This window comes from Pseudotabrizicola sediminis (assembly GCF_004745575.1).
Lineage (GTDB): Bacteria > Pseudomonadota > Alphaproteobacteria > Rhodobacterales > Rhodobacteraceae > Pseudotabrizicola > Pseudotabrizicola sediminis.
This window is the reverse complement of record NZ_RPEM01000030.1, coordinates 1-13,618: the sequence shown is the minus strand read 5'-3', so window position 1 is coordinate 13,618 and position 13,618 is coordinate 1. Positions and strand designations below refer to the sequence as shown.

Here is a 13,618-nt window from a genome sequence, read left to right as displayed (position 1 = left end):
AGAGCAAGCCGTGAAATCACGAAGTTCACTGAGAGACTGCTTTGGGCCGAGTACGACCTGCATTATCCACCCATGGTACTTGTTCAATACAATAGCACGGGAGTTCCCGCGGATCATGTACAGAGGTGAAAGGCGTCATGAGTCCTGCCCCGGCCCCGACGTTGTTCGAGTTAGGCAAGGATCAGCTGCGAGAGGCAGCGCGTTCAGGTCCTCCCGGGTCTGGCACCAATTTGGCATGTGGCGGTTTAGAATATCCAAGAATGCTGTGTCATGACGTGGTGAAATCAGATGGGCCATTTCGTGCAGGATAACGTATTCAAGGCAGTGCAGCGGCTTCTTGGCGAGATCTAGGTTGATCCAGACTATGCGCTTGTCTGGATTGCAGCTACCCCACTTGGTTCGCATCTGGCGGATACCCCAGCGGGGTTCGGGTACGCCCAGTTTCTCCACCCATTTCACAACTTTTGGGCCCGCGCGCTGCTTCAATTGTTGTCGATACCAACCGGCCAGCCAATCTGCTTTCTGGGCGGGCGTACTTGATCCCGGCACATCCATTACCAGGCGGTCGGTTCCTTCAAGCTGGATCTGGCATCCGCGACGCGCAGACGATCGGACCATGAGGCGCAGAGGCTTTCCAAATACATGGTGGGTTTCACCAGACACATACCGACGTTCGGTCTCGCGTGCTTGCCCGGCAAATTCGCGTTGCTTCTTCTTGATCCAGGCCAAGCGGGTAACAATGGCCACACGTACCGCGTCCTCACTGATGGCAGGCGGAGCTGCAACCCGAACACGACCAGCCGGCGGATAGACCCCGATATGCAGGTTCTTGATCGGCTTTCGGACAAGCTCGACAGACAGTCCCGCCACCTCGATCACGTCAGTAATCATCATGTGACCGGATAATTTCTATGACCAGATCGATGGCCTCTTCACCTTCAAGGACTTCTTCCAGCTTTCTCCGAAGCATTCGTTCTTTCATCCTGTTGCCCCGCCAGCCGGTTTGTGCCGTGCCACGGATCACCCGGTCCACGATGAGTGTCTGTGCTTCATCCTGATCAAGGTTGTCGTAGAGGGCTTTCTTCCCGGGGCTAGATATGGATGCAGGATACTCCCCGCCATGACCGGCCTTCACCGATCGTACTAGTTCTGCGATCTCTTCCAGATACTCGGCATAGGCGATGGCGTCATCGCGCCGTTTCTGGACCAGATCGGTCAGCAGTTCCGACATGCGTTCATAGAATTTCGGATTCACCGGGGTTTCATCGATGATCAGCCGGCGCACATTGTTCTCGATAGCCTCAGCCACGTTTTCCCGATTGCCCTTGAGTCTACCGGGCAACCCGTCTTCAACCGCAGCACCCTTGCTCGCAACTAGGTCAATCAGGCTGATGTCATCAAGGTGGGAAATCACCTCGGACCCGTCTGCCTTGATGTAGCTGTCGATCAGATAGCGCATCGCGGGTTCGAACTGCTTCATGTCGACAGCGTCGCCGCTGTGCAAACGCACCGCATCCCTGATCGACAGGGCGTTCTCGACTTCTCCACGATATTGAGCAAGTTGCAGATCATTCACACCACTGGCAGCCGGGTCTTCTGCGACTGAGGCAAAGGCCCGAGCATAGGCCCCCGCCAGCTTGTACAGCGCCTGACGCCGCCGCGCCTTTTCTTCGGCGTCCGGATCAGCTTCCCATCCATCAGGGCTAGAGAAGTAGGCAAATATCTGGTCATCTCCTTTGGGCTGCTCGACCGGATCCAACAGACCGAACCAGGCATCCCGTGCCGTTGTCAGGTCGACGCCAGCCTTTTCAGCCCTGTTCGAGATCAGCCCCTCAACATCCTCGGCATCGAAAGCATCGAATGCTTCCGATGTGTAATCATCCACCGCTGCCTCGATGTTCTTGAACAGGTCTTTGTAGTCCACGACATAGCCGAAATCCTTGTCCTCACCATCCAGGCGGTTCACCCGACAGATCGCCTGGAACAACCCGTGATCCCGCATCTGCTTGTCGATATAGATGTATGTGGCTGTCGGTGCATCGAAGCCTGTCAGCAAGCGGCTGACCACGATCAACAGCTTCATCTGGGCGGGTTCTTTCCGGAACTTTCGCAGGGCTTCCACCTCATAGGCCTCTTCATCCGTGCCCAGATCGGCCATCAGCCGGTCATAGACACGGTAAACATATTGCTTGTCCGTCTCGCCCATTCCGGATTCTTCGCCAGTCAACTCGGAGGCGTTGCGGGTGTAGGAGGTGACAATCGCGCATTTCCCAGCGAGGTCAGACCCGGAATTCCGGAGGATCTCGAAAAACCGGCAGGCCTCGGGGATTGACCCGGCTACCAGCATGGCGTTGCCCCGGCCAGATTTCAGGCGCGGCTTCAGTTCCATATCCATGATAATGTCATTGGCGATCTGTTCCAGCCGGTCCTTGGAGGACAACACCCGTTGCAAGGTGCCCCAGCGCTGTTTCAGGGTTGCCTTGGCCACAGGGGTCAGGCCCTTGGTTTTCGCTTCGAACCATTCGTCGATCTTCTTGGGTGAGCTGACCCGTTGGTCGATATCCCGCGCCTCATAGCGCAGGTCCAGCACCACCTGATCCTCGACCGCCTCATTGAAGCGATACGGTTTCCCGATATACGGCCCGAACGTCTCTAGTGATGTCTGCTTGTCGGTCTTCAACAGGGGCGTTCCGGTGAAGCCGATGAACACCGCGTTGGGGAGGATCATCCGCATGGCGCGGGCCAGTTTGCCGGATTGTGTCCTGTGCGCCTCGTCGATGAAGACGAAGAACTCGCCCACGGGGGCGCCGATCTGACCGCGCTGGATCTCGGCGATCATGGCGCCCATCTCGTCCTCTTCGCGGCGGCCGAATTTATGCACGAGAGACGACACCACCCTTTCCTTGGGGTCGGCCAGCGCGGCCAGCAGGTCAGCGCCGGACCGCGCGCGGCGCACCTTGTCGCCGGTATTGCCGAAAACCGCCTCGATCTGCCCGTCCAGCTCCTTGCGGTCGGTCACCACCAGAATGCGGGCATCGGGCAGCGCCTCGCGGATCCAGCGGGCAAGCATCACCATGATCAGGCTTTTCCCAGATCCTTGCGTCTGCCAGATGATCCCGCCCTGCCGCGCACGCACGGCATCCTGCGCAGCTTTCACGGCGAAATACTGGTTGGGGCGGGTGATCTTCTTGATCCCTGCGTCATACAGGATGAAATCGTTGATGACCTCCAGAAACCGCGTGGGCGTCAGCATATGGGCCACGTCCCGCGCGAGGCGCGCGGTGATCTCGCTGTCTTCCTTCCACGCCAGCCAGTAATTCTGCGGGGTCTGGATCGCGGCATAGCGCAGCCCCTGCACCTCATTGCCAGCAAAGGTGATCTGCACGGTTGTAAAGAAATGCCGGACGAATTCGGCGCGCTGGTTGTCCAGCGTCTGGCGGATGCCTGTCCCCAGATCAATGGTGGATTTCTTCAACTCCACCACGCCCATCGCGATCCCGTTCACATACATCACCAGATCGGGGCGCTTGTTATAGGCTTTGGGGTTCTTTGCGGTGATCGCCACCTCTTCGGCCACGCCCAGATCATTGGCGGCCACATTGTCCCAATCGACAAAGCGCACAGTGACGGGGGCTTCGCCGGGGCCGGGGGTGACCTGGACGCCATAGCGCAGCATCTCATAGGTAGCGCGGTTCGCCTCGTAGAGTTTCAGCCCGTCCATCCGCGCGGCGCGTTGCAATTCGGCAATGGCCTTGGTCACCACGTCGGCGTCATAGCCGCGCGACAGCAGCCATGGGCGCAGCAGGCCGGGTTCGATATTCGCGTTGCCGGTGCGTTTGTGCCAGTCGCCCAGATAGCGCCAGCCGAGGCCGCCGACCGTGCCCGAGGTATCGCCGCACAACTGAGCGATCATACGGTTTTGGGTGGCCCGTTCCGGCTGACCTATCTGCATCCCTGAATACCCCTGAAAATAATGTCAGCCCAGTCAGACCAACCTGACCCGCCCTGTCAAAAGGTTTTGCATCATCCCCACTTTCACCGCCTTGGCCTTGGTAAGGCGCGACTCGAGGGTCTGGATTTCGGCGTCCATGTCGGACAGGACTGCGGCGATGGCTTGCTGTTCGTCAATATTCGGAAGCTGGAAAGTGATCATGCGAAGCTGCTGTCCGTTGACCCCGGGCTGGCCGCTGCGAGCCGAATTTTTACGAACCCAATCCCAATACCTTTCCGTGCGCATATACTGCGAAAGGAACGAGGGCATTATTTTCGTTTCATCAGGACAGAGGCGAATAAGAAAGCCTGCGAAAATTACAGGCTCCCCGATGTCTCGAAACAAGTGAGACTTGCCGACACTTGCGCCGGTTCGCGCAACAACGATGTCTCCCGCCGACAGAAGGTAATGATCGCTGGCGCTTTCCCTGACCGATGGCAGACCAGACGGGTCCACCTTGCCATCATCGTCAATGTCAGTGATCCTCAGATAGGCAAAGCCGCCAGTGCCTCGGGGCATAGCTGGCGCATTGATTCCGTAAGATGGGGACCGCCTGAGGACTGATCCGAGCGAAGCTTTCTCCCATTCCCCCGAGAACCCCGGAAGGCGGCGGGCGGTGAGGAAGTCTTGCATCGCGCCCTGTTTGATCAGGCGCTTCTTGGCGATCACCCGCTCCAACCCCGCCACCACCCCATCCGCATCCGACAACGCGGCGGCAATTGCCTGTTGTTCGTGCAGGGGAGGGAGTGGAATTTCATAGGATTCGAAGTAGGGCAGTCCAATTGTCTGAATAGTGCTACCGATTGCGATTCTTTCGAACTCTGGTTTTCGATGCTGCAACAGGAAATACAGGAACGCGTTATGCAACTGGGGGCCACATGTCCATGCAATGAAGTGCTGGCTAACAGCCATGTCCCTCGCCAAGATCGTGCTCTTTCCGACCCCCGCATCTCTGCTCAAGACCACGGTTCCACGCGGATGCAGTCGGGCTGATGAGTTCGCAAGGCCGACGGCAGAAATTTCAACAGCAGTCTCGTGGATGGCCAGCCGGTCGAGAGCTTGGCTGTCTTGGAGCGAGATCCAAGGAATGCCACCGTTCCAATATGCGGGCACTCCCTTCTTAGGGGTATGGCCGCTTCCTCGACGTGCGACACTGTCGAGAAGCACATTTGGCCACTCGCTTCCTGGCGATGTCATCCCGCTATCCCCATCGCCGCCAGATGCCCGGCCACCCGCGCCTCCAGCACGCCCAGATCGTCCATGATCTGCGGCAGGGTCTGGCCATAGCGTTCGGTCAGCACACGCACGCGGGCGGTCAGCCCTTCGGTCCGCGCCTCGACCTCGGCCCCGATCGCCGCCGAAATATCGGCCAGCCATTTGTCCTGCACCACAAGGGCGCGGATGTCGTCTTCGGTCAGGGCAGGGTATTTCTTCAACACCGCCTCGGTCAGCGCCGCCTCGGCCTCTTTCGCCTCCCTTTTGGCGGCAGTCTCGGATTCGATCAACCGGTCCGCCTGTTTCAACAGGGGCCGTTCCTCGGCATCTGCCTCGCCCGATCTCTCGCGCGCCTTCACCGATGCGGCGGTCAGTTTGCCGGTGTCAGTCAGGGCATCGGCCAGCAGCCCGCCCTCGGCCCCATGCTCCTCGGCCAGTTCCTCAATCTCGCGCCCCAGTCCCTCGGCCCGCGCGGTGGCAGTATCCAGCGCATCCTTAAGTTCCGGAAAAAAACGCGCCGTGACCAGGGCGGGCGGGATGACATCGGCCACGAGCCGGATCTTGTTCACCGTCAGGTCGCCCTCTTCCAGCCATTTCACCTTACCATCGCTGCCGGTTTCCTTGCGCGCCTCGCGCAGATCGCGGGCGGCGATCCACCCACCGCCCGAGATGATGAACACATCGTCCTGCATGGTGTCCGCCCAATAGGACATGAGGCGCTGATAAGCCTCGTATTTGTCGACCAGCGGGGCCGGGTCGAACCGGGTCAGCATATCCTCGGCGATGGTGTGGATAAGTTCCTTGGGGTGGTCACCCTGCTGGATGCCCATCAGCGCGGGCGTGTTTTCCGTAATCCAGCCGTTCAGGACATGTGCGATCTGCGCACGGAAGGCCGCGAAATCCGGATGATTCCGGATGGTGGTGCGCACCTGATCGGGGGCAACCAGCGGGTCGGCATAGCCCTTGCGCGGGTTAGGCCCGAACAGGGTGGCGCGCAGGGTGGGCATGACATCCCAGAAATCGGCCAGCGCGTCGATGTCGCGTTCCGGCACGCCGCCATGCAGGTGGGCGGTGATATCCTGAAGATCTTCCGGATCATTGCCGTCGATGTAGCGGGGGATGTTCAGGTTGAAATCATTCCGGATGATCTCGGCATACGGAACAAGGCGCGAATACCCGGGGATTTCCTGCACCCGGGTGAAGGCATCGGTGATCTTGTGGATGTCGCGGGCGCGCAGGCGGTTCTTGTTGCCGTCTTTGATGAACCCCTTGGCGACGACGAAGTCGAAAGTCTGAAGGGTTTCGGCATCCGCCAGGAAATGCGGCTCGGCGATCACGTCGCCCTGAGCAATCTCGGCGGTTTCGCGGTTGTGCATGATCATGTTCATGCGTGCGAGGCCGCGGGTCGCGATATCCATCTCCTGCCCGAAGATCGAGATCGGCACGCGGGCGCTTTCGGCGGCCTTCAACAACAACGAGCCAGAGCCGCATGTCGGGTCATAGACGGATTGCCGCGGGCTGGTTGCCCGGCTCACCCCGGCGACGGCAGCCACGATTTGCGAGACCTCGGCTGGGGTGTAGAACTGACCCTTTGACTTGCCCGCCTCGGTCGCGAAATTGCGCATCAGGTATTCATAGGCATCGCCGAGGATGTCGTCGCCGTCAGCCCGGTTCTTCGAGAAGTTCAGTTCTTCCCGGCTGAAAATGTTGATGAGCGCCGTGAGCGTGCTGATCATCTTCGTGCCACGCCCGAATTTTTCGGGGTCGTTGAAGAACGCCCGGTCGATCACGCCGGTCAGGTCGTTTTCCTCGGCGATGCTGGCGATGATCGTGTCCATGCCTTCGCCGATGTTCCGCGCACCTCGCAGCGCCTTCATGTCGGTGAACGACGCACCCGGCGGCACGACGATCAGGGCATCCAGCTGGTCTGCCCGGTCCGAGACATATTTCACGAAGAGCAGCGTGAGGATGTAGTCCTTGTAAAGCGATGCATCCCCCGCAGAGCTTGGCAGAGAGTACGGTTGCCCAGTCCGCCAACGTTCTGTTGGTACCTGTCGACATGGACGGAGAGCCCCTTTTCCCAGGCGGGCTAAGCCTCGACGCACTTGAATGCGTGGTCCTTCATCGCGAGACAGCCGAGAAACTTCCGGATGATGCGGATGATCCCGAAAGAGAAGCCTGCCAAAACGCGCTCTCGACTCGTTTCCAGCCACCGTTTGCGCCCGCCCGTCCCGCATTCATATCCAGCACGGGAAGATTCGACTCTGAACCTTGGGTACCGCTTTTGAATTGGAACGACGAGCACGATCCCGAGATGTGATCCGATTTGGCGGCCGAGCAACACCATGGACTATCCGTGCGTAGTTCCGAAGGTGGGTGTTCCGGATAATGATTGCATGCCTGCAGTAGATCATGGAACAGTAAATGTTCCGGAAATCGACGAATTTGACCTTGGGTGCGGTGAAGTCCTGAAACGGTATCCGCTCGACAGACAGGGCTTCATCGGCCTGTTCCAGTACAGAAACCATTATTTTGCAGGACAGGGCTTCAGGACAACTGACCGCAACCGATCAGACCCGCAGCGTACTGCGGATAGGTGAAGAGCAAGCGATGGGGTGGACGCCCCCCGGCGGCATCGATGTCCCATGGTGGCGGGTGTTGAAGCACCGTTACAGAGGGGAGCGTCCATGGGAGAAGTTAGCATCATCGGCCTGGATTTGGCCAAGAACGTGTTTCAGGCGCATGGCGCCGGGTCTGACGGGGCGGTGGTCTTCCGCCGGAAGCTGTCGCGCGCGCAGCTGCTGAAGTTCATGGCGGCGCAGCCGCCTTGTGTGGTGGCGATGGAGGCCTGTGCCAGCTCGCATCACTGGGGCCGGGCTATCGGCGATCTCGGCCACGAGGTGCGGCTGATCCCGCCCGCCTATGTGAAGCCGTTCGTGAAGCGCCAGAAGAACGACATGGCCGATGCCGAGGCGATTGCCGAAGCGGCGTCGCGGCCGACCATGCGGTTTGTCGCTGTGAAGAGCGAGGCCCAGCAGCCGGCGGCGATGGCCTATCGGACCCGAGACCTTCTGGTTCGCCAACGGACCCAGACGATCAATGCCCTGCGTGCTCATCTGGCCGAGCAGGGCATCGTGGCCCCTGCCGGCCCGGCGCATGTCGGGCGCCTCGCAGCCATCATCGATGGCGATGACGGCATGTTGCCGGCAGCGGTGCGCGACCTCGCACGCCTCATGCTGAATCAGATTGCCGGACTGGCCGAGAAGATCGCGGGCCTTGATGCCGAGCTGCGCAAGCGCGTGACCACCGACGACACGGCGCGACGGCTGACGACGATCCCGGGAGTGGGGGCAGTGACCGCGGCGGCGATCACCACCTTCGCGCCGCCTATGGAGACCTTCTCGAAGGGTCGGGACTTCGCCGCCTGGGTCGGCCTCACGCCGCGACAACATTCGAGTGGTGGCAAGGACCGGCTGGGCCGAACCTCGAAGATGGGACAGCGCGACATCCGAAGGCTCCTGATCGTGGGAGCCGTCGCCGTAGTGCGATGGGCCGCACGGAAGGGTGCTCCCGGTGGGTCCTGGCTGGGACGGATGATGGCACGCAAGCCGAAGATGCTGGTCGCGGTGGCGCTGGCCAACCGAATGGCGCGCACAGCTTGGGCGCTGCTGCGCAAGGGTGAAGATTACAGGGATCCGGCGATGGCGGCCTCATAGGCCTTTATCGTCGGGTTGTCGCCGGATGTGAGAGGGGGCGAGGGAACGTAAGGGCAGACGGTCAAGAGACCGGGTCGAGAGAACCATCATTGCGAACGCAGCGCTTCCGAGCGCGGGTAAGCGAACTGGTCCTGACCTGCATATCTCCATACAGGCCCGCGGCGCATGACAGGCCGCATCTTCGAGGCCGGACACACGACCGCACCTGATCACATGCCCAAACGAACCTAAGATTCCGCTTGCATCCAGGGGGGCGTCCACACACGTTCGCTGCCTCCCACCTTCCGCACGACATCCTGATCGGTTCATTGGACCGTGATGATTGTTGGGATGGAGTTTCTCCATGGAGTCTGTATTGGAGCTTCTCCCGGCTGGCGGCCGTGGCCGTCGGAACCGGAAGTGGCCGGATGAGGTTAAGGCGCGGATCGTGGCGGAGACGCTGATGCCGGGCGTGACCGTGAACGCCGTTGCGCGGCGGCACGGGGTGCCGGCGAACCATGTGTCCTCGTGGCGGACATTGGCGCGCAAAGGGCGGACACCAGATCCGACCACCATGTGCTGGCCCGAGAGGCCTGTTTGGTCCTTTATGAAACACGCGCTTAATGTGCTGCGCATGCATACGTACCTGTCAAGATTCGAGAGCAGTTTGAGACTTTGCCCCAATGACGCGACGCACGACTTATGCAGTCCAAGGATGGAACTCGAATGAAGGTCGAAGATATCGGCGTCTGGCTGATCAACTTGCCCACCGACGTGGGTCGGCGCTCGGCGATGGAGCATCAGCTCACCAAGCTCGGTCTTTCCTGGCAGCTTTTTCCGGCAATTGATGGAAGAGCGCGGCGCGATGAGCTGCTCAAGGGCGCCGACGAGGCCGCTTACCAGCGAAACATGGGCATGTCTCTGCTTCCCGGAAAGCTTGGCGTGTATGCTTCGCATCTTGCGGTATGGGAGGCCTTCATAGCTTCGGACCACGACGTGGCAATGATCCTTGAGGACGACGTCGTGTTCCATGACGACTTTTTGGAAGCGCTTGCCACCGCCTTGGCAGGGCGCGAGCATTGGGACCTGGTGCGCTTCAATGCCATCCGCGCGAAGCTGCCGGTAACCCAAGGGACCCTGGGCAACTATCGACTCAACGCGTACGTCGGTCCCTTCACGGGCAATGCGTGCTACCTGATCAAGAAAGACGTAGCCAGAAAGCTGGTGTCGGAACTCTGGCCTCAGACCCGCGCGCTGGACCACGAACTCAACCGCTTCTTCGTGCATGATTACCGGCAGCGCGGCCTTGAGCCCTTCGCGTCGCACCCGGATGACCAGAATGTCTCCACCATCACAGGTGTAGGTTTCGCCAAGGTAAAGAAATTCAAATGGTACCGTCGTCTACCTCATTACCAGCTGAAAGCAGTCAACTATCTGCGCCGCTTTTTCTATCTTGTCCGCACCGGGGCCTTTCCTGGGCGAAGAGCGCCCCTGTCTATCCGCGATGAGTGACGGGATGAAGAGGCTCGTCTTCAAGCATCATCGCGCGACAGACAATCTCGGCGACGCAGTATGCAGCCCATTTGACCATTATCCTGAATTCAGTCGCCACGGCGTCGCGGTTGGGCGATGACCTTGTCATCAGCCTGCCCGCTGCGGCATCCTTATAATGCAGGCCCGCGCCGAGCATTACGGTGACGATCAGTGCCAGCTACACCACTCAATGGGACAGCATCATCCCCCACTCGCTTCCCCAGGCTTTCAACGACCCTGTGAAGGCCTCCATCGGTCATCAAATTCTAGCGGCCATCGGTTGGTTGCGGGACGGTCGTGCATCGGGCTACCGCCGGCCGCTCAAGAGTGTCTCGTCTACGTTCAAAAATCAATCGTAACACTAGCAGTTGTCGATAATCGACATCGGCTATCGGTTGCCGTCAGGTGGTCTCGGACAGCAATTCGGTAGGTGGGGGAACCGCTGCCTCGCTTTCGGCCGATCAAAACCGGGCGGTTACGACGCGTCCACAAGGAAACTCGATATGCATTCAGGCTACTAAACAGCCAGTCGGCCTTAGGCGGATATTTACGAACGGTCTGGGGTAATTTCGGCGGGATCAAGCGGTGCTCCGTGTCGAGGGCGGCGCAGAGCGAGACAAACTCATGTTTGTCGGTTGCGGCAAGTTTGCGCAGGCCAAAGTACCGATCCCTGAACTTTCTATAGGTCAGAATGGCGCAGATGCTGACTGGTTAGCTTCAAACCATGGTTTTCAAAAGCAAGAGGTTTGCCGCCGCCTCTTCGCGCGTACGGCCCAGCACAAAGCCAGTGCAGGCGGCCGGCGGAGCGTCCGCGTCAAGCCAGCGACCATCGATCACCCGGGTTGGAACCAGCCAGCCATCTGCGATGGGCGGGGTAAGCCGGTTCATCAGCTCGTCAGCGGCCAGCTTGCTGGTGACGTGAAACGACCGGCTGACCCCAAGCCCGGACCGCGTGCTTGCGGCAGGGTGCAACAGAACCTGACCGGTGCAGGCGTTGATCCGAAAGTTGGGATCAAACACTATCAGCTGGCCGTCAACGGCGCGCCCGATATCGAAACCGGCGATGCCAAGATAGCCCCGCGCCCGTGCCACCTCGCTTATGTGGATGACAAGATCTATGCCTGCTTGGGGAAAAGGGAAATCAGGATCAATCATGCTGCCAGACTGCTGGCCGGGCGCATTGAGAAGCTGTTCTGCAGCCCCAAGATAGAGGCATCCCGTTTCAGTAACCGAAACATTGGCGCACCAGGTGATATCGGTGTCGATTGCCTGTTCCATTACCAGCTGATCGGCGCAGCCCTCGGCCCGAAACCAGTCCAGCGCCCGGGCAAAGCTGTCGGCATCAGGGCAATAGCGGACGCAATGGCCGACGCCAGTGGCCTCTGTGCCTCCATATTTCAGATATACGCCGCCGGTTGGAAGCTCCGGAACGCCACCCTCACGCCACATCCAGCGGGGTGCGAGATGTTCTGAGGGCACCAGCTGGCCCAGGTTGGCCTTGCTGTTCAGGCTGCGCCACAGCGACGAAGGCACGAGCTGCGCCTGAGGGACAAAGCGCCCTTCTCGCAACGGATAGGGTCCAAACAGCCGGTATCCGGAGGCGATCAGCCCGTCAGCATGACGCTCGGCCTGATCGGCGTGGCGATAGACGCGAATGTCTTCCAAGATCGGCAGGCCTGCATCCGTCAGGAACGCCAGGATCTCGTCAGTGACGCAGGCCTGATGGCGTACCGAAGGACGCCGCCCGATCACGCCCAACGCATGGCCGGTGACGGTATCAAGGTTCAACGCGTTCATGCCAAGGCGGCGCATCTGCGACAGTTCGGTGCGCGCCATGAAGGCCGCGTCATCGGGCAAGAAAACATCGATCGGCGTCAGCGGATTGGCCATGGCAATACTACTTCAGAAAGGGTTGCACACCGCGCGCCAAGCGCATCACGCGTTCGCTTCGCGCGCTGCGGACAAGGCTGGGCGTCTTGTTGGCATCCAGCAGGATCGCCTGACCATCGTGAACCACATAGTCGAACTTGCCAAAGTCAAAACCCATCTCCTCGCGCTTGCGCAGGATCGGCTCTGGGGGCGGCTGGTCCAGATATTCGTGGCTTACGATAGACTTGACCTTGACCAGCGGGTGAGTCGCAAACATCCGGTAGCCATAGCTTTCTGCGCCAAAGAAAATCCAGCCGCGTAGGCAATACAGGCCTTCGTGCCTTTCGGGCAGGAACTTCTCGACGATCAGGTCTTCGTTCCGCCAGACCCAATCGGGCACCACGCCGATACCGTCCAGCACTGGGTAGTCCTTGGGCGGCAACCGGCGCGCCAAGCGCCAGGAGAGTGTCGCCAGCTTTTTGCGCAACTCGCCGCCCACGGTCTTGCCGTCACGTCGTTCAGGGGCGCCGAAGTGATTGAGATTGGTCTTAAGGATGACGGGGCCGGTCCAGTCGCTGTCAGGTGTTACCAGCAACGAAGAATACCGCCGCTTAGAGATATCGTTCGCCGCACCGTTTAGCACCCGAACGCCCGCGGGTGCCGGCGGGATGTCAGCGGGGGACACAAAGGTGCGGTCGTGGTGCAATATGCAAAGGTCGGCGCTGGGGTGAAAATCGCGCGCCACATGCACTTCGAGACCTTGTTCGCGCCAGATCTCGCCCAGTTGAAAAACCATGGCCGCCGGCTTCAGGGGCATGTCTCGGCTGCTAGTGCTGATCAGGGGCACGATGGGATTCCAGATATTGCTGGGTTGCAGTCGCTTCTTGGCAGGCAAAGTAGGGTCGTCAAACTATGCAAGTGCCCGGTCCTTTCGCCAGAGTTCGCCATGCCGCAACATCCACCACAACCGGCGGAGGTAATTGGTGGCCTTCAGCCCATAACGCGGCAGACGCAGCAACGCGACGGGTTTCTTGACATCGGCATGATTACGACCGGTGATCTGGCTCTCGCCAAAGTCCTCGACATGACTGGTTAACGGCTCTTGGCAAGGAGTCTATGGGGTTAGGCATGGCGACGTATTTCTCCTGATTGAGTCGTTCGAGCCGCTTACCCGAGATTTCCAAATGGCCTTCCATCTAACTGCTATGTGGCCCGACAAGAGCGCTCTTTCAAGCATTTTCAGCCCGGGTGGTGCCTGCGGATCAGGGAAGCCCTGCCGCACTGCGGTCAGTCGGCTTTCCGCCGAGGCTGTGTA

The 13,618-nt window shown here is 59.9% G+C and carries 9 protein-coding genes; 3 read left to right on the top strand and 6 right to left on the bottom strand.

Annotation, left to right across the window (positions count from 1 at the left end; genetic code table 11):
- Positions 1–135: 135 nt before the first annotated feature.
- The 4 genes from EEB11_RS18805 to EEB11_RS18790 all read right to left on the bottom strand — a co-directional run bounded on the left by EEB11_RS18805 (position 136) and on the right by EEB11_RS18790 (position 7,158).
- A complete protein-coding gene (locus tag EEB11_RS18805) occupies positions 136–894 on the bottom strand; it encodes a M48 family metallopeptidase (protein ID WP_135434065.1) in 759 nt (252 codons plus the stop codon).
- Complete coding sequence (locus EEB11_RS18800; RefSeq protein ID WP_435531125.1) at positions 881–3,913, bottom strand: type I restriction endonuclease subunit R; 3,033 nt, start codon at positions 3,911–3,913, stop codon at positions 881–883. The genes EEB11_RS18805 and EEB11_RS18800 overlap by 14 nt, the downstream gene beginning before the upstream one ends.
- A 72-nt stretch (positions 3,914–3,985) precedes the next feature.
- Positions 3,986–5,188 (bottom strand): restriction endonuclease subunit S, encoded by a 1,203-nt coding sequence (locus EEB11_RS18795; protein WP_135434061.1) that lies wholly within the window; start codon positions 5,186–5,188, stop codon positions 3,986–3,988.
- Positions 5,185–7,158, bottom strand: coding sequence for an N-6 DNA methylase (locus tag EEB11_RS18790; RefSeq protein ID WP_210134469.1), 1,974 nt, complete (start codon positions 7,156–7,158; stop codon positions 5,185–5,187). Before EEB11_RS18790 ends, EEB11_RS18795 begins: the two co-directional genes overlap by 4 nt.
- Positions 7,159–7,893: 735 nt before the next feature.
- Here EEB11_RS18790 and EEB11_RS18785 point away from each other — a divergent pair.
- The 3 genes from EEB11_RS18785 to EEB11_RS18775 all read left to right on the top strand — a co-directional run bounded on the left by EEB11_RS18785 (position 7,894) and on the right by EEB11_RS18775 (position 10,413).
- A complete protein-coding gene (locus EEB11_RS18785; protein ID WP_135434057.1) occupies positions 7,894–8,922 on the top strand; it encodes an IS110 family RNA-guided transposase in 1,029 nt (342 codons plus the stop codon).
- Between the two features lie 343 nt (positions 8,923–9,265).
- Positions 9,266–9,631: a transposase gene (locus tag EEB11_RS20505; protein ID WP_435531124.1), complete on the top strand. Its 366-nt coding sequence runs from the start codon at positions 9,266–9,268 to the stop codon at positions 9,629–9,631.
- The gene (locus tag EEB11_RS18775; protein WP_135434055.1) at positions 9,628–10,413 is read left to right on the top strand and encodes a glycosyltransferase family 25 protein; all 786 of its coding nucleotides are present in this window, start codon (positions 9,628–9,630) and stop codon (positions 10,411–10,413) included. Before EEB11_RS20505 ends, EEB11_RS18775 begins: the two co-directional genes overlap by 4 nt.
- 738 nt (positions 10,414–11,151) lie before the next feature.
- Here the strand turns inward: EEB11_RS18775 and EEB11_RS18770 are convergent.
- Complete coding sequence (locus tag EEB11_RS18770) at positions 11,152–12,324, bottom strand: hypothetical protein (RefSeq protein ID WP_135434053.1); 1,173 nt, start codon at positions 12,322–12,324, stop codon at positions 11,152–11,154.
- A gap of 7 nt (positions 12,325–12,331) precedes the next feature.
- Positions 12,332–13,198, bottom strand: coding sequence for a hypothetical protein (locus tag EEB11_RS18765; protein WP_135434051.1), 867 nt, complete (start codon positions 13,196–13,198; stop codon positions 12,332–12,334).
- Between the last annotated feature and the right edge of the window lie 420 nt (positions 13,199–13,618).

Excerpts from the sequence above, each read along its gene's own strand:
- EEB11_RS18805 (WP_135434065.1), bottom strand. The coding sequence starts at position 894 with ATGATGATTACTGACGTGATCGAGGTGGCGGGACTGTCTGTCGAGCTT.
- EEB11_RS18800 (WP_435531125.1), bottom strand. The coding sequence starts at position 3,913 with ATGATCGCTCAGTTGTGCGGCGATACCTCGGGCACGGTCGGCGGCCTC.
- EEB11_RS18795 (WP_135434061.1), bottom strand. The coding sequence starts at position 5,188 with ATGACATCGCCAGGAAGCGAGTGGCCAAATGTGCTTCTCGACAGTGTC.
- EEB11_RS18785 (WP_135434057.1), top strand. The coding sequence starts at position 7,894 with ATGGGAGAAGTTAGCATCATCGGCCTGGATTTGGCCAAGAACGTGTTT.
- EEB11_RS20505 (WP_435531124.1), top strand. The coding sequence starts at position 9,266 with ATGGAGTCTGTATTGGAGCTTCTCCCGGCTGGCGGCCGTGGCCGTCGG.
- EEB11_RS18775 (WP_135434055.1), top strand. The coding sequence starts at position 9,628 with ATGAAGGTCGAAGATATCGGCGTCTGGCTGATCAACTTGCCCACCGAC.
- EEB11_RS18770 (WP_135434053.1), bottom strand. The coding sequence starts at position 12,324 with ATGGCCAATCCGCTGACGCCGATCGATGTTTTCTTGCCCGATGACGCG.